Annotated in this window: 8 protein-coding genes; 6 read left to right on the forward strand and 2 right to left on the reverse strand. The window is 51.2% G+C overall.

Annotated features, from left to right (window positions below):
* Window positions 1-51: 51 nt before the first annotated feature.
* The 3 genes from G7035_RS11885 (at window position 52) to G7035_RS11895 (ending at window position 4,274) form a co-directional block, all read left to right on the forward strand.
* On the forward strand, window positions 52-2,340 hold the full coding sequence (locus G7035_RS11885) for a hypothetical protein (protein ID WP_029515232.1): 2,289 nt from the start codon (window positions 52-54) through the stop codon (window positions 2,338-2,340).
* Window positions 2,341-2,358: 18 nt separating this feature from the next.
* A complete protein-coding gene (locus G7035_RS11890) occupies window positions 2,359-2,772 on the forward strand; it encodes a hypothetical protein (RefSeq protein ID WP_019688699.1) in 414 nt (137 codons plus the stop codon).
* Between the two features lie 665 nt (window positions 2,773-3,437).
* The gene (locus G7035_RS11895) at window positions 3,438-4,274 is read left to right on the forward strand and encodes a hypothetical protein (RefSeq protein ID WP_019688698.1); all 837 of its coding nucleotides are present in this window, start codon (window positions 3,438-3,440) and stop codon (window positions 4,272-4,274) included.
* Between the two features lie 1,420 nt (window positions 4,275-5,694).
* Here G7035_RS11895 and G7035_RS11900 read toward each other — a convergent pair.
* Complete coding sequence (locus tag G7035_RS11900) at window positions 5,695-6,573, reverse strand: hypothetical protein (protein ID WP_016818710.1); 879 nt, start codon at window positions 6,571-6,573, stop codon at window positions 5,695-5,697.
* Between the two features lie 121 nt (window positions 6,574-6,694).
* On the opposite strand from G7035_RS11900, the gene G7035_RS11905 reads away from it, so the two are divergent.
* Entirely contained in the window at window positions 6,695-7,636 is a 942-nt protein-coding gene (locus G7035_RS11905; RefSeq protein WP_019688696.1) for a zinc-binding dehydrogenase, read from the forward strand.
* 521 nt (window positions 7,637-8,157) lie between these two features.
* On the opposite strand, the gene G7035_RS11910 is transcribed toward G7035_RS11905, so the two are convergent.
* Window positions 8,158-8,325 carry a helix-turn-helix domain-containing protein gene (locus G7035_RS11910; protein ID WP_016818708.1) on the reverse strand — a complete coding sequence of 56 codons (168 nt, stop codon included), beginning with the start codon at window positions 8,323-8,325 and terminating at the stop codon, window positions 8,158-8,160.
* Between the two features lie 306 nt (window positions 8,326-8,631).
* Here G7035_RS11910 and G7035_RS27360 point away from each other — a divergent pair, with 306 nt between their 5' ends.
* Together G7035_RS27360 and G7035_RS11920 are read left to right on the forward strand one after the other, a co-directional pair.
* On the forward strand, window positions 8,632-9,009 hold the full coding sequence (locus tag G7035_RS27360) for a TnsA endonuclease N-terminal domain-containing protein (protein ID WP_019688695.1): 378 nt from the start codon (window positions 8,632-8,634) through the stop codon (window positions 9,007-9,009).
* A gap of 1,249 nt (window positions 9,010-10,258) precedes the next feature.
* Complete coding sequence (locus G7035_RS11920) at window positions 10,259-25,252, forward strand: non-ribosomal peptide synthetase (RefSeq protein ID WP_115293081.1); 14,994 nt, start codon at window positions 10,259-10,261, stop codon at window positions 25,250-25,252.
* Window positions 25,253-25,332: the final 80 nt, after the last annotated feature.

Below are 25,332 nucleotides of genomic sequence, written 5' to 3' on the forward strand. Positions count from 1 at the left end.
ATCTGACGGATTGGAATGGCGAGCAATGGATGGTAGCAAGTCACTTCTGAATTGCAAAAAGGAGTGCTGCTACACGAGTATGAACTGATTCACGAACAGGGAATTCATCAAACAGAGATTTTGTGCTCGAACCTCACCGGAGCCTCACTGGAAGGGCATGTATTAGAGATCCAGTCAGGCCGAATACGTGTTCACCTTACAGTGGATGAGAAGCAGGATCGGGAAACGGCGTGGTGGTTTCCATATGCCCGCAGTTATACAGCCGAAGGGAACAGTGGTTGGTATGTCATGCCGGAACAAGGAGATAGGGTATCCGTCCGGTTCCCTACAGAGCAGGAGGCGGACGGATATGCGGCAAGCTCCATACGACAAGGGAGAAACTCGCCGAAGCTCGCTGACCCAGCCACCAAGTATTGGGGGACACCTCATGACAAGAACATCAAGCTAAGTGCCAGTGAATTGAAGATGACGGCCAAGTCGGAGCAGGTTCATATTCAATTGAATGCATCGGGTGTTCAGGTCGTCAGTGAGCATGAGTTGTCATTGTCGGCAGGGAAGATGCTCTCTTTGCATGCAGATGGGGAGCTGAATATTCAAGCTGCCGAGGCTATTTATTTCAAAGCGGGCAGCAGCAGCTTGGTGTTGGATGGAGAAACGGATATACGGTCCGCTAAAGTACAGCTGGAAGGCACGGTTAAAAGACCGGTTTTTGTTGCTGATTTAGCACCGATTTGGGAGCCCCCATTAATGTCTGTAAAAGCCTATGCAGAGGCGCAGGCGGCGAAAAGTGCAGCAAACAGCAGTACAGGAGGAAGCTCCAATTCAAGCGTTACATCGAAAGATGGGGGAGCCGTTAAGTCATCCGTAAACACTCCGAATTCACCGAAGGCTAGTCTACTCGATGGCGTATTAGGATTAGCTCAGAAAGTATGTGATGTGGCTGCGTCTATTCCTGTATTGGGAGCTATACCGAAAGCAGCAAGTCAAAAAATAGCTTCGATTCGTTCCGAAGTGGCTTCCTCTGGACCGTCATCCATAGTTAAATATGCGGCAGCCGGATTATCCATGATTGCCAGCGTACCTTCCCATGGTTGGGGAGTGGTGTTGGGGAAGACGGCCAAGGTTGCTGCTCAAACCTTACATGCGCACGCGGAGGAACAGAGAGCGCGTGAACAACACGCGATGATGGATTTTCTAGGCAAGGTGTGGACGAGTGCCAGAGGATATGGAGGAGTACAATCCATATCGGATTTCATCAACTATGTAAAAGGAGTCAATCAGGCTTCCGTCCAAGCCTATAGTTATATTCCTTTTGATATACGGGAACGCTGGTATCAAAGAAATGTGGATCAACAGTTTGAGGATGCGCTGGATGCTTATTATAATGATCAGGCCCCCTTCTCAGATATAGTCGCATTAATGGAACATCAGCGGCAGACAGGCAATCATTTTCGATATAGCGACAGAGCTTTGATGAGTCCCAACTATCGGGATGATATGAAAGGGTATACGACGGAACAGAAGAAATATCTAATTGATTTTCTGAATTCGATTGACGAATATAGAAAAGAGTATGGGCACTATCCGTATAGGGAAATTCCTTTTATGAAAGACCTGGATGAGACTGAGCGGATTGTGTTCAATGAAATCAAAAACTCCTCTCATGAATATCTAGAGGCAACATGGGAGCGAATACGTAACTTTCCTAATCTAGATATTCGCCAAATGGTAGTCGATAACTTTAAAGGAAAACAAGACGTAGCAGATAAAATTGTTAAAGTCATAACGCAACCAGAGGCTGTTTATGAAAAAACGATAAACAGCTCCAAACAAGAAAATGCCCGTCTGTTAGTAGAAGCAGCATTTTTATTTGCCGTTGGAAGGAAAGGAAAGAAGCATGATGACGGTGCTTCACCAGGAGGATCACCACATAAGAAGAAGGACCATTCTTCTGAGGGGACGGGTGAAGTTAGTGAAGTATGGCTAAATCCGAAATGGAAATGGGGAAATCCTAAAAGTACTCCCACGTATGGTCACACTTTTTCAGAGCACGGAGCTAAGAAAAAGCCAAATCAGCTTATAGACAGAGCCAGAGGAAAGGGACATCAAATCAGTCAATGGCTTGATGAGAAGAGTGCGGTAGACTTTCTTGCAGAGGTAGCGAAAAAGGGTCCTGGTGTTCATGAAGTTCCGCTACCATCATCTATTAAATCAAAAGGGTACTTGCCAGATGGTACTGAAATAAAACCTGATATGGCTAGAGTGATAGTGAAAGAGGATGGTGGAATTAGGTCTGCTTTTCCATATAGCAGTGCTCATCCATCAGGAATAGGAAAATAATAAAAAGGAGAAATAACCATGGAGAATGTAAATCCAGAGTATGTTACTAAGAGTGCTATTGAAGGTCTTGTACAAAAAATCAAATTACCTGCTCCTGATGAATTTTCACAAGATTGGGAATATGAAGTGTCGGATTCTTCAAGAATAACCGAATTCTTATACGCCTATGAAAATATCGAATTAAACAAAGACGAAAAATTCGCTTTAATGATTATTATTATTTCATCATTCAATGATGCTATAGTAGAAGGAAAGACTGAGAAGAATTGGGCTAGTTTGATCAGATATCATCTTCTTCAAGATCTTAGTATTCATAAAAATACTATTTATTATTGGTCGATGTTGGACGAGGATGATCTGGAAAATCGTCATGCTGTAACATCATTCATGAGAGAGATTGCACATGTCGCCAAATTAGATGATCAAAACTAGAGTTGAGAGAGGGGAATTAATTTATTGGGTTTACAATTCCAACAACAAGATTGTACAATACAACCAACAAAGTCACAATGCGAGATAGCCGCCCGTACTGTTCTCTTTTATCCTAATTGTTGTTTGCTTTTGTTGAAGAGTAGACCCCATCCAGTGCCGAATGAGTAGAGCGCTGAATTCAAGAGACTTACCCCATGTATTACCCGTATAAAGATTTCTCCATTTCTGTTGTACGCACATCAAATGCTTTAATTTTATAACCTATATATCGCTATTCCTATATATAAACAGGTTGATTATGGTTAGATACCACCATGATTGAGCTGTTTTTTGTTATCTTTGTTTTCTCCATGTTTTTGAAAAATTCTATGTAACTGTAGAATACGGCGCCTCGATATGGAAGAGCAGAAGGTAAAAATTTGCTATTGTTTAAGATAAATCGCGTGACAATTAATAGTGGGCGGCTAAAACGAAAATATTTTTGATTTTGTCAGCAACAGAACGGTACATTATTGCGAATTTACTCCAAAGAAGGACTTGGTGACTCCCAGTTTACTTAAAGAGTAGGTCATGTGGTAATTGTTTTTTTATTGCCATTAATCTGATATAAAGTCGTGTAAAAAGTTAAATTAAGTAACATTAACAATAGAAAGGGAGAAAGTCTAGTGGACGAGAAAGTTAAATATATTAATGAGCTATTCAAATATCTAACACAAAATAATGATACAAAAGAATATCAAACGTTTTTTACTCTACTAGAAAAAGTGAAATATAATCCTAGCTTGCTAGAATATTACGGAGAAGAATTTGTTGAACATTTGATAGACCTTCTCCCGCGTATAGAAGATAAGTATGATCAAGCTTCAGTAATAGAAACAATCATTGAATGTTTAGACATTTACACATTTAGTGAAAACTACCTAAAGGAAATCTTTGATAAATATATGTTATGTGTAGCCGAAAAAGCTGTTAATGTGAAAGGAATGTCAGCTTGTTTAATAGGGTTTATACAAGCGGGAACTAGTGAAAAAGAAATAATTAAGAAGTTGGAAGAGAATTTAGAGAAAGAACACTTAATAAACGTACTCTCAAAAATGTACATCAATTTTCTTGCTAATTCTGTAGAAGCCAAATCTTACTTGATGAAGGAAGTACAAGAGGCTTATTATTTAATCCAGCGTTCTGGAATTATCGCTCAATTTTTATTATTAGTGCATCCACACGTTCGGAAATATGCGGGAATAAGTCAGATCACATTCTTATACGATTCATACAGAGGTGTGTATGAGGATTGCTGGCCAAGAGGGTTACTTCCCAATATGAAAGACACGCTTATTAAGTCAAAGGTGCTGTCATCAAAGGAAGTAAGTATTTTAGAAGAGTTGGAAAGGTTAATTAATATGCAAGAAAAAGAATTAGATTCGATGGAAGTCAGAAAATTGTATGAAGATTTTTTCGAAGGTAAAGATCCACTTGAGGTAATCTTTACTTTGCCAGTGTAGAAAATTATGTAAGATGATTCTACCTAACTACTTGATGATATGTTCCTTGGATTAAGCGGGCGGTAGATAACGAAGCCAAGCAAATTCGATTATTCTTACCCCTGCTAAGATTGAATTGATATGTTATTCCGATGTGACATATTCAAGATTAAATAATCGACCTATGCTTCTGTGTGTGATTCCTACCTATAAAGTGTCTACCATATAAGGGGAAATATCTCGAAAGGAGGAGTCGTTTATATCATCCTGTAAAAAGACTGCATTCAAAAGTTTGGGCTAACACATCGGGCGTTTGTCGTTCTGTATGATGTCTCTTGAGAGGTTTCGTAGTTGCTTGTATTGCTACACTGATTCCATCCCCCGCTTCGGCTACGATGAACAGGAAGCATATATCTTATGTGGAAGTGGAGAGCAGCAAGAACCTACCGTCGCAGCGGTAGGCAGGGCGGATCAATGAAGCATCTCCTTTAGATACGACATAGTCCTTATACGGCGGGAGAATGTGCTTGAACATGGCTCTGACAATATGGACGAGCTTGTCGCAATCTTCGTCAAGCATATCAAAAACCAGTCGGCAATCTTCTACAACAAATTTATGAAGAAGATTTAATAAGGCAAATATACGATATTCAAAATAAATCAAAAAAACTTGTTTTGTATGCAGAAATGACACTCTTTTTCTTTATCCTGATATAAAATATTCTTCTCCTCACAACTTAATAAGGGAGAGCATTACTTTAAATTGGGTAAGACAGTTTGTACTAATTGTGGGTTTAAACTTTATAATGATGTAAGCGAACCAGCGGATTATGGAATAAACTAAGCGGAAGACCGCATTTGGGAGTCGGTTTCCAACTTTTTTTGTATGGAAATTTTAGGCGGTTCCAAACTTTTTATTTTTCGCCTGTTTCAAATGCCGCAACAAACCCTATAAAATCAACAAAATTGGTTCCATACTTTTTTATCATCCGACATTCATTTGTCTACGGACAATAAAGTTGTGTACTAAATATTAAGGAAACATAATAAAAGAATCACTTTTAGTAAAATCAAAAGCCTGATGAACAAGTGTCATCAGGCTTTGTTAAAATCAGGTCGGCAGCTTTGGTTTAAATAGAAATCGATATTATGGTAAAGAAATATTAGAAAAGTTAATGACAGGTGTTCGGTGAAAATAAAGTATTAGACTAGAGTTGTTGATTTAGCGAGGTTTTTGAACTGAAGAATCGTCAGCTTTTGAAAAATGAGTTTTAGACTGAACAATTAATATAAAGCAGCGGCAGACCAAGACTTGATAAATAAAGCCTTAGACTGCCGCTGTTGTCATTCAACTAACGTTCCCCAATAGTTTAATAAACCACCTATTCTGAATTATCAGCTACCAATAACTTTTCGATTCCATCTTCTTGTAAGTATCGGATTAGACAAATGTACAATCAGCTGGACATCCCAGGTTCTCGAAAACTGTGCGCGCGGCAGAATCTACCGGTAGGAAAACCTCAATTTGCGGATATAAGCGGCCGCCTGCGGAAATCGAAACCTGTCTGTAGCGTACGGGAATAAGGTCTCCGGAGCTTTCTATTCTGGCTAGAATTGTTTGTATTTGATCAACATTTCCCCCTACATCCGGCACACTCAGATATTCGCACGCGTTATATTTCTGAACTCTATCCAGCAATTTTTGATACCACGCATCATAACGCGAGAGCATGTGCTCACTCTTAAAGGCTTGTATTCCGTTTATGATGTGCTCCTCCCACTGCTTAAACGACGCCTTGTCAAACGTGGAGCGGGACCGGATAGGAAAACCAGAATTAAAATGTAAATCGACCCTATTCATTAAACCGTCATATGAACGGTCGAGAGGGATTTCGAACAATTGATGAAACGGCTCATTTAATCCCTTGATGTCCTGAGTATGTGTTACGACCATGGCGGGAAAAGGGATACTCCTCATCGTTTGCTGAGCCCACTCTAATGCACGCTCCAACGACCGTCCATACAATTCGGTCTGAATTGGAAGAAAGCCGGCTGCCAAAAGCAAATCGTTACGCTCGTCGGATGTACACTCAAGATATTCTGCAATATTTATTATCGTCTGGCGGGTCGGTATGCGGCGGGTACGTCCAACCAGCAGATTTTTATACGAAGGAAAAGCCTCGTCGTTCAGCTCTTGTTGAGTAAATCGTTTCAAGGAGGGTTGAGGTCGATCGACAAGCTTTTGCTGGCGTTTTATCCGCAGGGCTTCAATTTCTCCCATTACGATTCTATGTCTGGAATTCTCCGTATCTATATCCATCTTCTCTTCCCTTCTCATATGAAGTGTAGTTTTGCACTTGGGCCGAACCTTTATTTAAAGTATACTCCTCATTGAAATGAAGGTCATCTAATGACCATAACCAACATGGAGGAAAACCGATATGATTCGTACTATTGTTGTTGATCCGCATGCCCCGTCTCATTTGGCCTTCAAGGAAGTTGACGCCCCGCAGCCTAAGCCATGGGAAGCGCTTGTGCAAGTGAAGGCCGTCTCACTCAACCGCGGTGAAGTGAGTGACGCTAAAAATCAGGAAATATCTAGCCGTCCTGGCTGGGATTTCGCCGGGATTGTCATCGAGCCGGCAGAGAACGGCGCAGGACCGCAAAAAGGGGCTAGGGTTGTTGGTTTGCTCCCGATGGGAGCCTGGAGCGAGCAAGTGGCTGCTCCCGTATCGTTGTTGGCCGAAATCCCAGACAAACTCACTTTTACGGAGGCGGCTACCCTCCCCGTAGCAGGGCTCACGGCTCTTTATGCACTTCGAAAAGGCGGCATGCTGCTTGGCAAACGGATTTTCATTACAGGCTCTAGCGGCGGAGTTGGGCTATTCGCCCATCAGCTTGCAGTCCAATCCGGCGCATACGTTGTAGGTACGGCAAGCACGGAAGAGAAGGCTGAGCTTGTTCGGGAGGTCGGATCCGACGAAGTGATCATTGGATATTCCGCAATTTCATCAGCCAGCAAATTTGGGCCGTACGATCTGATCATCGATTCAGTAGGCGGCAATGCACTGGCGGCGTTGCTGCCGCAGCTAGCGCCCCAAGGGATTTGCGTTGCGGTAGGATTTTCCTCTTCAAATACCGCAATGATCGATATGAAGAATATGGTGACCAGCGGAGGAAGAACCTTGTACAGCTTCTTTTTAGGTGAGGAACTCACTCGTCAATCAGCCGCGGACGATCTGAGTTTGCTGGCCCGGCTGGTCACAGATGAGCGGTTAATCCCACGAATCCAAGTGGAGGCGCCTTGGACCGAAATTGACGCCGTTGCCCGTAATCTTATGGAACGGAAATTCTCGGGCAAAGCCGTGCTTCACTTAGATTGATTATATAAGTTTGCAACTATAATATCAGGAATCTAAAAACGAATCTGAAAAAGAAACGGCAGTAGTACACCCTTACTCGTTTGAGTGGGAGTACCGCTGCCTTTCAATGAACCCGGCTATTTGACCTTTATATTTCGTATAGTAATCCATCCAGCTTTAATAGCAACACAGTTATTCCTCTAACCTCAGTGGCACTGCTTTAAGAATGTTCATTTTCTCTCACTATTCTGCCAGTTGGCTTAATGAAGTGCTCACCAGTCTAATACTTTATTTTCTTCGGACAACAGGACAACATATTTATAAGGAATTAACGTTCATATTTTTAGAATTTTAATAAAAAATATAAATCACATATATTGGATTTTTGTACACAACTTTATTGTCCGAAGAGAAATGCTAAAAGATCAAAGGATTTTATGATTTTCTCGTTATTAAGGTCCGAATGAATTGTATCAATTGAGTCCACATAGTAGGGGAACGGCATTTGATTAGCAATACAGGGTAAATAATCGGTTGTAACATCAAAAACCTTTGCTAAAGATTATTAAATGATTAATTTCAGGCCGTGCTACATTTCGCTCCCAATTAGAAACAACCTGTTTAGTTACCCCGATTTTATTAGCAAGTTCCTCTTGTGTCCATTTATGGAGTAGTCTTAAATTTCTACATTGGTGTCCCAAAGTATTCATGAGTTCACCTCTATTGAGAATATCAAATAGGTTTTAACCCGACCCATATGCTTACTAATTATGCCTACTTAATAGCTCATATTATAGCTTATTCATACCCTACGAGTAGCCTATGAATAGGCTACGAAGTAAAATATAGCTAAAAAATATTACTTTGCTATTGTATAAAGCGGTGAGTTGTTATATTCTACATTTGTATTTTGAAGTAAACCTAAAATATATCTTAGGAGTAGATCTATAGCATCTATTCAACGGAAAATAAAAGAAGGAAGAGGTCAAGGCCACTTTTCGGAATATAAACCTTGGTTGACTGTACATGATGTACCTTCAATAGGGATAGTTACTCGAATTCTTGGTTGGAAAAGTGGTCGACTTCACCATTATCTGTCTAAACACTTTGAATTGACACATCATTACCAAATGGAGTGGTCAGAGCAAGTGATTGATATTCGCGAACAATTTCCTTTATTACCCCTAGATAAAACCCTCTATATTGCACAAAAGTTAGGCATTAAACATCCAACTGACCCCAAGAATAAGCTTCCCATCATTATGACTACAGATATGTTACTTACAATAAAACAAGAAGAAAGTATAAAATTTATTGCATATTTTTTGCGAAAGTTACAAGAGAACAAGATGAATTATTTGGTTTACCAAGTGGGTACTGCATGCAAATCGTGAAATATTTAATAGCGAAGCGCTATTGGGTAGTGGATATGACTCATCTAATACAGCCTACTCTACAATCCATGATTATTTTAGAAAATGACTTCCCATCGGGAGGTATCTCTTTTATCTGACGGAAGATACCTTGCGGGATTTTTCGCGGATTTTCCAGCAGAATATCTAGCTGACATCCAGTCACGTTTTCAGCTAGGCTTCCAGAAATTTGTCAGGTAATCATGTTAAGTTATCGCAAAGTGCAAGGATTCGGAGCACCGGCAGAGAATATCTACAGGGAAGATCTCCCAAATCGGCCGGCACCCCGTCTGAATGTCGACATTCGTCGAATTCCTCATTGATGGCAAACCATTCCCAGCGTTTCCTCTCCATTCGCTCTTTTTAGGCAAAATATTAACATCTTATGTTGGACAGACCAAATTTAACTGAAGTTTTACTATACATTCTTGGAAATTTTGATATAATTCTACATAGGTCAACCTTCCAATTATGATAGAAAATAGAATTTGATGGTTTTTATACCTATCCAAGCTGTGCGCGAGAGACCAGTCCACTGGCTACCCAGCAAGTCGGCATGCGGGGACCGACAATTGTGGAAAATGACAGCCGAGAATATGTTGCTCCATGACGTCGGAAGGTTCAGAAAGGACAAATCCAACCTTATCCCAATTCCGATGGAGGATGAAGCGCGTGATCATTTTTGAAAAGCTAGAATTCTCTGCCAATCCAAGGGCTGTCCCGTTCATGCCATACGGTGCATTCTTTGAGCCTCATGCAGCACCATCGTCACATCTAATCGTCAGGAAAAGCTCACTACCCCGCAGCCGATCTTTACTTATCCACACCAGGCGGGGGAATACACAAATCGTACATAGAGTGTATCAATATCCCTTAAACATAGGCTTCGACAAAGGCAACTCCGGTGCCGAATCCGGAGGTACGGCCGACTTCCTGCTGGCCAGCCGGAACCCTACGCAAGCCTTACATCGATGGGAGGAACATCCCTTGTCCAACCCCCAAATCCAATTCCGAACCCATTGTTAAACCAAAGACCGTCTTCGGGCGGCTTGTCCGCAGCAAGCATAATGAAGCAGACGAGCCGGAAGCAGCGCTTCTCTTGCGTAGAACGATGCTCTTTGTTGTCTTTCACGCATGGGAGCCGAGCAGCTGCTAGACAGAGGATTGCCGCATGCGATCAACTGGGCAAGCGAAGCGGTGACCTGGCGAAAGCCATTGACATTGTTGGCACATGTTTGAAAAGGCGGAGAGCGAGGCTGGTGCGTTGCTGCTGCATATGCTCCGCCGGATTGCTTTTACCGATGAAGAGAGGGGAACGATCCAGATGGCTTTTGAAAAAGAAACGTTGTTTTGGAACGAAAAATTCGGTAGCGACGATTATACCTTGACGCGGCTGCCTTACAGCAAAGCTCCAAGCTCCCTGACGCCCATTATGACAACCGTCGGCGGGACGCTTTCGGAGGAAGTGGCGCAGCGCGTCCTTCAAATGAGCAAGGGCGCTCCTCTGGCCACTTTTATGATTTTGCTCGCAGGTGTTCAGTCCCTCTTGCATAAATATACAGGTGCTTCTGACATTCTGGTCGGCATGCCGGTTGTACGGAAACCGACGGAGACGCGCCGATCCGTTAATCATACGATCATTTTGAAAAACTCGCTTTCGGCGGGTGCGACTTTTAAAACGCTTCTGAGCGAGCTGAGGACTTCCTTGCCGGAAGCGATTCAGCATCAACATATTCCGTTCCTGAAAATGACGGAGAAGCTGGATCTGCAATATGCAGACGGGATACCCGTCGTCCATACGCTAGTATCCCTTAAGGAGCTGCATCTGGACGAAATCGGGAAAAATGTGGTCACGGATTGTTCCTTTGACTTCAGCTTAACGGGCGGGACGATACAGCTAGTGCTGTCATATAACGAGCACTTATATGACTCCGAGTTCATGACTCGGGTCGTCGACCATCTGAATCGCCTGTTGTCCGTGGGGCTTCACGAGTTGGAGCTGGACATCGTGCGTGTGGACATGCTGTCGGAGGACGAGAAATTTCAATTGTTGCAAAGCTTTAACGATACCGAGAAGGACTATCCCCGTGATCGGACGATTCATCAACTCGTGGAGGAGCAAGCGAAGCGGGTGCCCGAAGCGACGGCGGTTGTCTTTGAGGGTCGGCGGCTTTCGTACGCGGAGCTGAACGAACGGGCGAACCGGCTGGCGCGGACGCTGCGATCGGTCGGCGTGCTGCCCAATCAGCTGGTAGGCTTGATGGCCAGGAGATCACTGGAGACGGTCGTTGGCATACTGGCGGTTCTGAAAGCTGGCGGTGCCTACGTGCCGATCGACCCGGAATACCCGGAAGAACGCATCCGCTACATTCTGGAGAACTCGAACGCGCAGCTGCTGCTGACTCAAAGGGAGCTGCTGCAGCAGGTGCCGTTCGAAGGAACCGTGTTGGCGCTGGATGACGAGCAGACCTACAGCGACGATGGCTCGAACTTGGAGCCGGCCAGCGGTCCGAATGATCTTGCTTATGTCATCTATACGTCAGGTACGACAGGCAAACCCAAAGGGGTCATGCTGGAGCATCGCGGTTTGGTCAGCTTGAAGCTGATGTTCGCGGATAGGCTAGGCATCACGGAGCATGACCGGATCGTTCAATTCGCCAGCCTGTCGTTCGACGCGTCCTGCTGGGAAATGTTCAAAGCGCTCTATTTTGGCGCGGCTTTGTACATCCCGACGGCCGAGACGATTCTCGACACCCGCTTGTTCGAGAGTTATATGAACGAGCATGCGATTACGGCGGCGATTTTGCCTCCAACGTACAGCGCTTATTTGAACCCGGACCGCCTTCCCAGCTTAACGAAGCTCGTAACGGGAGGCTCTGCGGTATCGGCCGAATTCGTGCAGCAGTGGAAACCGAAGGTCCACTATTTCAATGCTTACGGCCCTACCGAAGCTTCGATTGTTACGACGCTTTGGGATGCAGATGAGGAGCAGTCGGAGCGCAGAGTCATTCCGATCGGGCGCCCGCTGGCCAATCACCGGATTTTTATTTTGGATACCCACCTGCAGCTTGTGCCACCGGGAGTGGACGGCGAGCTGTGTGTGGCAGGCGTGGGGCTTGCGAGAGGTTACCTGAACCATCCGGAGCTGACGGCAGAGAAGTTCGTGGAACATCCGTTTGCGCCTGGAGAACGCCTTTACCGGACGGGAGATCTCGCCCGCTGGCTGCCGGACGGAAATATTGAGTACTTGGGCCGGATCGATCATCAGGTGAAAATCCGTGGATTCCGGATCGAGATCGGCGAGATTGAAGAGCAACTTCTGAAGATCGACTCCGTGCAGGAGACGATCGTAATCGCGCGGGAAGGCAAAAGTGGACAAGAACTGTGCGCTTACCTGGTCGCGGGCCACCCGCTTACGCTCGGCGAGTTGAGAAGCGCGCTGGCGCAAAAATTGCCGAATTACATGATTCCGGCGCATTTTGTTCAGCTTCCGCGGATGCCGCTCACGCCGAACGACAAAATCGACCGCAAGGCTTTGCCCGTCCCGGAAGGAAACGCACTGACCGGCGGCGCGTACGTAGCTCCCCGCAATGAAGCCGAGCGGACGCTTGCCGATGTGTGGCAGGCGGTATTGAACGCCGATCGCGTTGGGGTAACGGATCATTTCTTCGAGCTGGGCGGAGACTCGATCAAGTCCATTCAAGTATCTTCGCGGCTTCATCAAGCCGGGTACAAGCTGGAAATCCGGGATTTGTTCAAATATCCGACTATCTCACAGCTCAGCCTGCGTGTGAAACCGATCGGACGTACCATCGATCAAGGCGAAATAACGGGTGAAACGGCGCTGACGCCGATTCAGCATTGGTTTTTCGAGAGCTCCTTTGCGGACCCGCATCATTTCAACCAGTCGGTGATACTGTACCGGAAGGAACGCTTCGACGAAGAGACGGTGCGTCAGGTGCTGCAAAAGCTGGCCGAGCATCATGACGCCTTGCGGATGGTGTTCCGCAAAACGGAACAAGGGTTTAGCGTGCGGAACCGCGCGATTCAAGAAGGCGGGCTGTTCACGCTGGACATGTTCGACTTCAAGGATGCAGAGAATACCGCGCAGGCTGTGGAAGCGAAGGCAACGGACATTCAAGCGGGCATCGATCTGGAGAACGGGCCCCTCGTGAAGGCAGGACTGTTCCGATGCGCGGACGGCGATCATTTGCTGCTCGCGGTTCATCATGCCGTGGTGGATGGCGTGTCTTGGCGTATTTTGATGGAGGATTTCGCCCTGGGTTACGAGCAGGCCGGCAAAAGTGAGGAAATTCGTTTCCCGGCGAAAACGGATGCGTACCGCACTTGGTCCGAGCAGTTGGCCGCTTACGTGCAAAGCCCGGAGATGGCGAAGGAACGGGCCTATTGGCAGGCCGTGGAACAAATTGCGGTTCCGGCCGTGCCGAAGGATCTGAAGGCGGACGTTACGACGCAGCAGGACAGCGAATCGCTGTTCGTCTGTTTGACTCCCGAAGAAACGGAACTGCTGCTGAAGCGGGTTCACCGGGCCTACAACACCGAAATGAACGATATTTTGGTAACGGCGCTCGGCATAGCCATTCGCAAGTGGACGGGACACGAACGGGTGCGGATCAATCTCGAAGGACACGGACGCGAATCGATCGGAACGGATATCGACATCACGCGCACAGTCGGCTGGTTTACGACCAAGTTTCCGGTCGTCCTGGAGCCGGAAACCGACCGGGATTTGGCCTATCAGATTAAACAGGTCAAGGAAAGCTTGCGCCGCATTCCGAACAAAGGGCTTGGGTACGGCGTATGCCGCTATCTCTCCAAATCGGAGGATGGCTTTGTTTGGGGTGCAGAGCCGGAAATTAATTTTAACTACCTCGGTCAGTTCGACGATGATGTCAACCAGGACGAGATCGGCATATCTTCTTATTCCAGCGGCAGCCCGGCCAGCGACCGGCAGGCCCGCAGCTTTGTGCTGGATATCAACGGCATGGTGCTGGACGGCGCTTTATCGCTCGATCTCAGCTACAGCCGGAAGCAGTATCGCAAGGAAACGATGGAAGCCTTCGCTCAGCGGCTTGAGCAAAGTCTCCGAGAGCTCATTACCCACTGCGCAGGCAAAGAAAACACCGAATTGACGCCGAGCGACGTGCAATTTAAAGGCTTGACCATCGCGGAATTGGAGCAAATCGCCCAGCGCTCGGGCCATCTCGGGGAAATCGAAAATATTTACTCGCTTACGCCGATGCAGAAGGGCATGTGGTTCCACAGCGCGCTTGACCGGCAGACGGCCGCTTACTTCGAGCAAACGCGGTTTACGATGCGGGGAGCACTCGACGTCCAGCTTTTCGAGAGGAGCTGGATGGAGCTTGCGAAACGTCATCTGGTGCTGCGGGCAAATTTTGTGAAAGGACCGGCGGGCGAGCCGCTGCAAATCATATACCGCGACAAGACGGTCGGCTTTGAATATGAAGAGCTGCTCCATTTGCAGGCGGACGAGAAACAAGCGTATTTGGATAAAAAGGCCGAGGATGACAAGCTTCGCGGCTTCGACCTGGAACATGACGCGCTCGTTCGGGTTACGATCCTGCGCACCGAAGAGCAAAGCTATCATGTGCTGTGGAGTTTCCAGCATATTTTGATGGACGGCTGGTGCCTGCCGCAGCTGACGCAGGAGCTGTTTGAGACGTATTCGGCTTTGGCATCCGGCAAGCAACCAGCGGGAGATAAGGGATCGGATTATGGCGCTTATATCGAATGGTTGGAGAAACAGGACGATCAGGCGGCATCCGGCTATTGGACGGCATTCCTGGCAGGTTATGAAGGGCAAACCGTACTCCCAGGACAAAAGGAACCGGCGCCAAACGGCAGATTTACGGCTGATCACGTCACCGCCGAGCTCGGCAAGGACTTGAGCGAGCGAATGGACCGGGTGGCGAAACAGCGCCTGGTTACGGTCAATACGCTGCTGCAAGCCGCTTGGGGCGTGATGCTGCAAAAATATAACGGGACAAGCGATGCCGTATTCGGCAGCGTCGTAGCCGGAAGACCGGCGGAAATCCCGGGCATCGAGTCCATGATCGGGCTGTTCATCAATACGGTGCCGGTCCGCGTCACGAGCGAAGCGGACACCGTGTTCGCCGACCTGATGGCGAAGCTCCAAGAGCGGGCGCTGGAGTCTGGGCGTTATGATTACTATCCGCTGTATGAAATTCAAGCCCACAGCGTGCAAAAGCAGAACCTGATCAACCATATCATCGCTTTCGAGAACTATCCGGTGGACGAGCAGATGGAGCAGGCGGGCGACCAGCAGCACGGAGACCTGACGATCGCTGACGTTCAGATGGAGGAGCAGACGAATTATAACTTCAACGTGACCGTGGTGCCGGGAGACGAGATCGAAATTCGGTTCGACTTTAACGCAGAGGTGCTCGATAAAGACAGCATCGAGCGGCTCAAGGGGCATCTCGTCCATCTGCTGGAGCAGGTGACGGATAACCCGGAAATTACAGTGGGCGAGCTGGAACTTGTGACGGAGGCGGAAAAGGCCGACCTTCTCGGACGTTTTAACGACACCATCACGGAATTTCCGCGCGGGAAGACGCTCATTCAATTGTTCGAAGAGCAGGCGGAGCGCATCCCGGATGCAGCTGCCATCTCCTTGAATGAGCAAGAGCTGACCTACCGCGAGCTGAACGAACGCGTCAATCGCCTTGCCCGTACCTTGCGTAGCCACGGGATATCCAAAGGCCGTCTGGTCGCCATTATGGCTGAGCGTTCCATCGAAATGGTGGTGGGTATGCTGGCGGCACACAAAGCCGGAGCGGCTTACGTACCGATTGACCCGGAATATCCCGAGGAGCGTATCCGTTTCTTGATCGAGGATTCGGGAGCGCAGGTCATGCTGACGCAAAGCCGCTTGCGCGAGCGCCTGGCGGGTTCGGGATCCGTGATCTTACTGGATGACGAGTCCTTCTATCACGAGGACGGCACAAATCTTAATCCGGGCACCGAAGCGACAGATCTGGCCTGCGTCATCTATACGTCAGGTACGACGGGCAAGCCGAAAGGCAACCTTGTTTCGCACCGCAACATCGTGCGGATCGTGCGAAATACGAATTATATCGACATCACCGAGCGGGATCATGTCCTCCAGCTTTCAAGCTATTCGTTCGACGGAGCGATTTTCGATATTTTCGGCGCTTTGACCAATGGGGCGCGGCTGGTGCTGGTTCCCCGCGAGACTTTGCTGGAAATCGGCCGGCTGGCGGATCTCATCCAGCACGAGCGCATCTCGGTCATGCTGATTACGACGGCTTACTTCAACGTCCTTGTAGATGTGAACGTCGACTGCCTGCGGGATGTCCGGGCGATTTTGTTTGGAGGAGAGCGCGTGTCGGTCGGCCATGTACGTCAAGCGCTCGCCCATATCGGACCGGGCAGGCTCAACCATCTGTACGGCCCGTCGGAAAGCACGGTTTATACCACGTACCTTCCGGTCGACTTTGTCGATGAGTCGGCGGTTACCGTACCCATCGGACGGCCGATCAGCAATACGACGGTGTATATCGTCGACAGCCGGAATAAGCTTCTGCCGATCGGCGTGGCTGGAGAGCTTTGCGTCGGCGGAGAAGGCTTGGTACGGGGCTACAACAACCGGCCGGAGCTGACGGCGGAGAAATTTGTCGACAATCCGTTTGTGCCGGGAGAGCGCATGTACCGAACGGGGGATTTGGCCAAATGGCTGCCGGACGGCACGATCGAATACGTGGGACGGACGGACGACCAAGTGAAAATCCGCGGCTTCCGTATTGAACTGGGCGAGATCGAAGCTCAGCTTCAGAAAGTGGAGGGAATTCGGAAAACGACGGTATTCGCGAGGGAAAACGCCTTCGGCGAGAAGCAGCTTTGCGCCTATTATGAAGCGGACCGCGAGCTTCCAGCGGCCGAGCTGAAGAGCGTGATTTCCCAGGAACTGCCGGCCTACATGATCCCGGCGTACCTGATCCAGTTGGAGCAGCTCCCGCTGACGGCGAACGGCAAGGTCGACCGCCGATCCCTCCCGGCGCCGGAGGAGAGCTTGCAGCCGGGCGAAGGACGTACTCCGCCTCGTACTCCGCTGGAAGCCAGCTTGGCCGGAATTTGGAAAAGCGTACTCGGATTGGAGCACATCGGCGTTCATGACAACTTCTTCGACCTGGGCGGCCATTCCCTGCGGGCGACGACACTGGTGAGCAAGGTGCATCAGGAGCTGAACGTCGAGCTGCCTCTGCGCGACGTATTCCGCTACTCGACGATCGAAGAGATGGCTCTCGCCATCACCCGGATCGGAGAGCAGTCATTCTCATCGATTCCGCTGGCAGGCGTAAGAGAATATTATCCGCTTTCCTCAGCTCAGAAGCGGCTGTTTATCCTGAATCAGCTAGAAGGGTCCGATCAGAGCTACAACATGCCGGGCGTGCTGCTGCTGGAAGGATCGATTGACCGGAGCCTGCTGGAGAAGGCTTTCCGCGGACTGATCGTACGGCACGAAACGCTACGAACCGGCTTTGAGATCGTACAAGGCGAAGCAGTACAGCGCATTTACGAGAGCGTCGACTTTGCCGTCGAGTACCGTCATGCGAGCGAGGAAGAAGCGCCTGAAGTCGTGCAGGCCTTCATCCGACCTTTCGACTTGGCGAAGCCTCCGCTGCTGCGGGTGGAGCTCGTAGAGCTCGCAACCGAACGTTATTTGCTGATGTTCGACATGCACCATATCGTCTCCGACGGGGTTTCGATGGACGTGTTAGTCGAGGAACTCGTTCGTCTGTACGGTGGCGAGTCATTAGAGCCTTTGCGCATTCAATACAAGGACTATGCGGTATGGCAGCAGTCGGACGAGCAAAAAGCGCAGTTGAAACGCGAGGAAGCTTACTGGCTGGACCGTTACCGGGGTGAACTGCCGGTTCTGGAAATGCCGACGGACTATCCGCGTCCTGCCGTGCAGAGCTTTGAGGGACAAACGCTGACGTCCTTCGTGGACGAGGCAACAAACGAAGGCTTGAAGCAACTGGCCGCTCAAAGAGGAACGACGCTGTATATGGTGCTGCTTGCGGCATATACCGTGCTTTTGCATAAATACACAGGTCAGGACGATTTGATCGTCGGAACGTCGATTGCGGGCAGAACGCACGGAGACACGCAGCCTTTGATCGGAATGTTCGTCAATACGCTGGCGCTCCGCAATTATCCGGCTTCGGAGAAGACCTTCCTGTCGTATCTGGAAGAAGTGAAAGAAACGACCTTAGGTGCTTACGAGCATCAGAATTATCCGTTCGAAGAGCTCGTCGATAAAGTGCAGGTCAGCCGGGATTTGAGCCGCAATCCGCTGTTTGACACGATGTTCTCCCTGCAAAACTTGGAGGATAAAGAGTTTGAGCTGGAAGGGCTGAAATTGTCCCCGTACCCTAGCGAATACGGTACGGCCAAGTTCGACCTGAGTGTGGATGTTACGGAAGAAAACGGCGGCCTGGAGTGCAGCTTTGAATTCGCAACGGCTCTTTATAAAGAAAGCACGATCCGGCGGTTGTCGACTCATTTCGGACATTTGCTTGCGGCGATCGTAAGCTGTCCGGATGCGAAGATCGCCGAGCTGAACTTGCTGACGGCAGAGGAAAAAGAACAAATTCTCGGCGCGTTTAACCCGGCGCAGCCGGAAGTGGCTCCTGCGGCCGCGTTCCACCGGCTGTTTGAGGAACAGGCGGAGCGCACGCCGGAAGAGACGGCCGTCGTGTACGAGAACGACCGGCTGACGTATGCGGAGCTGAACGAGCGGGGAAACCGCTTGGCGGCCACGCTGCGCGCAAGCGGCATCGGCCGGGAGACGATCGTCGGCATTCTCGCCGAGCGTTCGGTGGACTTGCTGGTGGCCGTGCTGGCCATCTGGAAAGCGGGTGGGGCGTATGTGCCGCTTGACCCGGATTATCCGGCGGGCCGCGTGCGGTTCATGCTTGAGGACAGCGGAGCGAAGGTGCTGCTGACGCAAACGGCGCTGCGAGAGCGTGCCGAAGCCTGGCTCGGCGAAGAGGAGCTGGCGCTAGCGGCGGTGCTGTACCTGGACGACGAAGCGTCGTACAGCGAGGAGCGGGCGAATGCGCCGATTGTCTTCGGCATTTCCAGCAAGCTGACGGATGCTGTGGACGACGGTGATGAGAGCCCTCAGAATGTTGGCACCGACAGCTTCTATGAAGCCCGTCCGGAGGATCTGGCTTACGTAATCTACACGTCGGGAACGACGGGCAAGCCGAAGGGAGTGATGATCGAGCACCGCAGCCTGGTGAACACGGCGGCGGGCTACCGGCGGGAATACCGGTTGGATCAGTTCCCGGTGCGGCTGCTGCAGCTCGCCAGCTTCTCGTTCGACGTGTTCGTCGGCGACATTGCGCGGACGCTGTACAATGGCGGCACCATGGTCATCGTGCCGAAGGACGACCGGATCGATCCGTCTCGTCTGCACTACTGGATTGAGCGGGAGCGGGTCACCATCTTCGAATCGACGCCAGCGCTGATCGTGCCGTTCCTAGAGTATGTGCACGAGCAGCGGCTCGATATGAGCTGGATGGAGCTGTTGATCACGAGCTCGGACAGCTGCAGCGTGGGGGATTACCGGACCTTGCAGGAGCGCTTCGGTTCGTTGTTCCGGATCATCAACGCATACGGCGTGACGGAAGCGGCGATCGACTCCAGCTTCTACGACGAGGAGCTAGCGAAGCTGCCGCAGACAGGCCATGTGCCGATCGGCAAAGCATGGCTGAACGCCAAGTTCTACATCGTGGACGTGCATCTGAACCCGGTGCCGGTCGGGGTGCTGGGCGAGCTGGTTATCGGCGGAGTCGGAGTGGCGCGCGGGTACTTGAACCGTCCGGAGTTGACGGAAGAGAAGTTCGTAGACAGCCCGTTCGCCACGGGCGAGCGGTTGTACCGCACGGGAGACTTGGCGCGGTGGATGGAAGACGGCAACGTGGACTTCATCGGCCGGATCGACAACCAGGCGAAAATCCGGGGGTACCGGATCGAGACGGGCGAGATCGAGTCGCAGCTGCTGCGGGTGGAAGGCGTACGCGAAGCGGTGGTGCTGGTTCGAAGTGACGCGAACGGGCAGAAGGCGCTATGCGCGTATTACACGCCGGATACCGGAGCGGAGCTGGCAGTAAACGATCTGCGCAGCGCGCTGGCGCAGGAGTTGCCGGGGTACATGATCCCGTCGTACTTCGTGGAGCTGGAGCGCCTGCCTCTGACGCCGAACGGAAAGATTGACCGGAAGGCGCTGCCGGCGCCGGAAGGGGAAGCGGGAAGCGGAACGGAGTACGTCGCACCGCGCAATGAGCTGGAAACAAAGCTGGCGGCGATTTGGCAAGAGGTGCTGGGGCTTGCGAAGGAGATTGGCGTTCACGACAATTTCTTCGACATCGGCGGCCACTCCCTGCGGGCGACGACGCTGGTCAGCAAGATTCATAAAGAGTTGAACGTGGATCTGCCGCTGCGCGACGTGTTCCGCCATTCCACCATCGAGAGCATGGCGGCCGCCATTTCCCGGCTGGATGAGCAGACATTCGTTTCCATTCCGGTGGCGGATGACCGAGAGGTGTACCCGCAATCTTTTGCTCAAAAACGTCTCTTTATCCTGAATCAACTGGAAGGCGCGGAGCTTAGCTACAACATGCCGGAAGCGATGCTGCTGGAGGGTGCTTTGGACCGGGCAAGGTTCGAAGAAGCGTTCCGTAAGCTCGTGACGCGGCATGAAACGCTGCGCACCGGGTTCGAAATGGTGGATGGCGAAGCATCGCAGCGGATTTATCAGGACGTGAATGTTGCCGTGGAGTTTTATCGAGCGGATAAGCAAGAGGCCGAAGAGACGGTTCGTCGTTTCGTCCGTCCGTTTGACTTGGCGAAGCCTCCGCTGCTGAGGGTAGGCCTTGTCGAGCTGGCTCCGGAACGCCATATTCTAATGTACGACATGCATCATATTATTTCCGACGGCGTATCGATGGAAATCTTTGTTGAAGAATTCGTCCGCTTGTACGGCGGCGAGCAATTGGAGCCTCTGCGCATTCAGTACAAAGACTACACCGTTTGGCAGCATTCGCAGGAGCAGAAGGAACGGCTTCAGCGCCAGGAGGCATACTGGCTGGACATGTTCCAAGGCGAGCTTCCGGTGCTGGAAATGCCGACCGACTATCCGCGTCCGGCCGTGCAGAGCTACGAAGGCCAAACGCTGGAGTTTTTCTTCGACGCTTCGAAAACCGACGGCCTGAAGCAGCTGGCCTCGGAAACGGGCACGACGCTGTTTATGGTGCTGCTTGCGGCGTATAACGTCCTTTTGCATAAATATTCAGGTCAGGAAGACGTGATCGTCGGTACACCGATTGCTGGAAGGAATCATGGAGATGTACAGCCGTTGATCGGGATTTTCTTAAACACGCTGGCTATCCGCAGTTATCCGGCTTCGGAGAAGACATTCCTGTCATACCTGAACGAAGTCAAAGAAACGACCCTCCACGCCTTCGAGCATCAAAACTATCCGTTCGAAGAATTGGTGGACAAGGTGCAAGTCACCCGTGATTTAAGCCGCAATCCGCTCTTCGACACGCTGTTTACGATGCAGAATACGGAGAACGAGGAATTTGAGCTGGAAGGGCTTCGCCTGATTCCTTATCCGAGCGCACTGGATACCGCGAAGTTTGATATCAGCTTGGATGTGGGCGAGGAGAACGGCGGCTTGGATTACAGCTTCGAATATGCGACGGCTCTCTACAAAAGGGAGACGATCGAACGGCTGGCGAAACATTACGAACAGCTGCTCGTAACGATCGTAAGCCGTCCGGATGCGAAGATCGCCGAGCTGAACTTGCTGACGGCAGAGGAAAAAGAACAAATTCTCGGCGCGTTTAACCCGGCGCAGCCGGAAGTGGCTCCTGCGGCCGCGTTCCATCGGCTGTTCGAAGAACAAGCGGAGCGCACGCCGGAAGAGACGGCCGTTGTGTACGAGAACGACCGGCTGACGTATGCGGAGCTGAACGAGCGGGCAAACCGCTTGGCGACCACGGTGCGCGCAAGCGGCATCGGCCGGGAGACGATCGTCGGCATTCTCGCCGAGCGTTCGGTGGACTTGCTGGTGGCCGTGCTGGCCGTCTGGAAAGCAGGCGGGGCGTATGTGCCGCTCGACCCGGATTACCCGGCGGAGCGCGTGCGGTTCATGCTTGAAGACAGCGGAGCGAAGGTGCTGCTGACGCAAACGGCGCTGCGAGAGCGTGCTGAAGCCTGGCTCGGCGAAGAGGAGCTGGCGCTAGCGGCGGTGCTGTACCTGGACGACGAAGCGTCGTACAGCGAGGAGCGGGCGAATGCGCCGATTGTCTCCGGCATGGTCTCCGGCAAGCTGACGGATGCTGTGGACGACGGTGATGAGAGCCATCAGAATGTTGGCACCAACAGCTTCCATGAAGCCCGTCCGGAGGATCTGGCGTACGTGATCTATACGTCGGGAACGACGGGCAAGCCAAAGGGCGTGATGATCGAGCACCGCGGCCTGGTGAATACGGCGGCGGGCTACCGGCGGGAATACCAGTTGGATCAGTTCCCGGTGCGGCTGCTGCAGCTCGCCAGCTTCTCGTTTGACGTGTTCGTGGGAGATATCGCGCGGACGCTGTACAACGGAGGCACGATGGTGATTGTGCCGAAGGACGACCGGATTGATCCGTCTCGTCTGCACCACTGGATTGAGCAGGAGCGGGTCACCATCTTCGAATCGACGCCGGCGCTGATTGTGCCGTTCCTGGAGTACGTGCACGAGCAGCAACTGGATATGAGCCGGATGGAGCTGTTGATCACGAGCTCGGACAACTGCAGCGTGGGGGATTACCGGACCTTGCAGGAGCGCTTCGGCTCGTTGTTCCGGATCATCAACGCTTACGGCGTGACGGAAGCGGCGATCGACTCCAGTTTCTACGACGAGGAACTGGCGAAGCTGCCACAGACAGGCAATGTGCCGATCGGCAAAGCGTGGCTGAATGCGAAATTCTACATCGTGGACGCGCATCTGAACCCGGTGCCGGTCGGGGTGCTGGGCGAACTGGTCATCGGCGGAATCGGAGTGGCGCGCGGGTACTTGAACCGTCCGGAGCTGACGGAAGAGAAGTTCGTAGACAGCCCGTTCGCCGCGGGCGAGCGGCTGTACCGCACGGGAGACTTGGCGCGGTGGATGGAAGACGGCAACGTGGACTTCATCGGCCGGATCGACAACCAGGCGAAAATCCGGGGGTACCGGATTGAGACGGGCGAGATCGAGTCGCAGCTGCTGCGGGTGGAAGGCGTGCGCGAAGCGGTGGTGCTGGTTCGAAGTGACGCGAACGGGCAGAAGGCGCTATGCGCGTATTACACGCTGGATACCGGAGCGGAGCTGGCGGTGAACGATTTGCGCAGCGCGCTGGCGCAGGAGCTGCCGGGGTACATGATCCCATCGTACTTCGTGGAGCTGGAGCGCCTGCCTCTGACGCCGAACGGAAAGATTGACCGGAAGGCGCTGCCGGCGCCGGAAGGGGAAGCGGGAAGCGGAACGGAGTACGTCGCACCGCGCAATGAGCTGGAAACGAAGTTGGCGGCGATTTGGCAGGAGGTGCTGGGGCTTGCGAAGGAGATTGGCGTTCACGACAACTTCTTCGACATCGGCGGCCACTCCCTGCGGGCGACGACGCTGGCGGGCAAGGTATTTAAGGAATTAAACGTCAACCTGCCGCTGCGCGACGTATTCCGTCACTCGACGATTGCGGCGATGGCTGAGGCGATCGCCCGGATGGAACGGCGGGAGCATGAGGCCATTCCTCAAGCGGAGGAGAGAGAGTACTACCCTCTGTCCTCCGCGCAGAAACGGCTGTTCATTCAGCATACGCTGGATGGAGCGGATCAGCTTTACAACATGCCGGAGTTGGTGCAGGTGGAAGGCGAGTTTGATTTAGACCGGTTGGAAGCCGCCTTGCGGAAATTGATAACGCGGCATGAATCGCTGCGCACCGGTTTTGAAATCGTGAAGGGCGAAGCGGTTCAGCGGGTTTACCCGCAGGTCGATTTTGCTATCGAGCATCATCAAGCGGATAAAGAGGATGCGGCTCAAATCGAGCAGATCGTCCGCAGCTTCATTCGTCCGTTTGATCTCGGCAAGCCGCCGCTGCTGCGCGCCGGGGTCATCGAGCTGGAGCCGAACCTGCATATTCTCCTTTTCGACATGCACCATATGGTGTCTGACGGCGTATCGATGGCGATTGTGATCGATGAGTTCTCAAGTTTCTACGCCGGGGAAGAACTGCCGCCACTGCGCATTCAATACAAGGATTATGCCGTTTGGCAGCAGTCGAAGGCCCACCGAGAGCGGATCGGGCGGCAGGAAGCGTACTGGCTGCAAACCTTCGAAGGCGAGCTGCCGACGGCGGACCTGCCGATCGACTACGAACGGTCCGCGGCTCGCAGCTACGAAGGCGCGCATCTGGAGTTCAACGTCGAAGCTTCTCTCTCTGCGCGGCTGCGCGAATTGGCGGCCGAGCGTGAAAGCACGCTGTTCATGGTGCTGCTTGCGGCTTATACCGTGCTGCTGTCCAAGTACAGCGGGCAGGAGGACTTGATCGTGGGCACCCCGGTGGCGGGAAGAACGAACGCCGATTTGGAATCGGTCATCGGGATGTTTGTCAATACGCTGGCGATCCGCAATCGTCCTTCGGGCGACAAGACGTTCTTGTCCTACCTGGAAGAAGTGAAGGAAACGGCTTTGGGTGCTTTCGAGAACCAGGACTATCCATTCGAGGAGCTCGTGGAGCGTTTGAATGTGAAGCGGGAGCCGGGCCGCTTCCCGCTGTTCGATGCCGTTTTCGACTTGCAAAATATCGAAGAACGAGACGCCGAGCTGGAAGGGGTCAGCCTGAAGACTTACGAGCTTGACCATTTAGAAGAAGCGAAGTTCGATCTGACGCTGTTTATGTATGAAAACAACGGGGCGCTGAGCGGGGGCTTCTTCTACGCCACCAAGCTGTTCAAAGAAGCGATGATCCGCACCTTGACCGAGGATTACCTGCGGGTACTGTCTCAAATTGCGGAAAATCCACAACTCGAGCTAAGCCGGATTGAATGCCATAAACCGGCGGCAGGCGCAAAGAGTGCCGTCGATACGATCGAATTCGCGTTCTAATCCTACAAGCGCGCCTCCGCCGTCAAACGAAAGCAGCGCGCATCCCAAGGAAGACGGCGAACAACGTCCAAGCCCGTAAA

It is taken from the genome of Paenibacillus polymyxa (assembly GCF_015710975.1).
In the GTDB taxonomy this organism is placed as follows: Bacteria; Bacillota; Bacilli; order Paenibacillales; family Paenibacillaceae; genus Paenibacillus; species Paenibacillus polymyxa.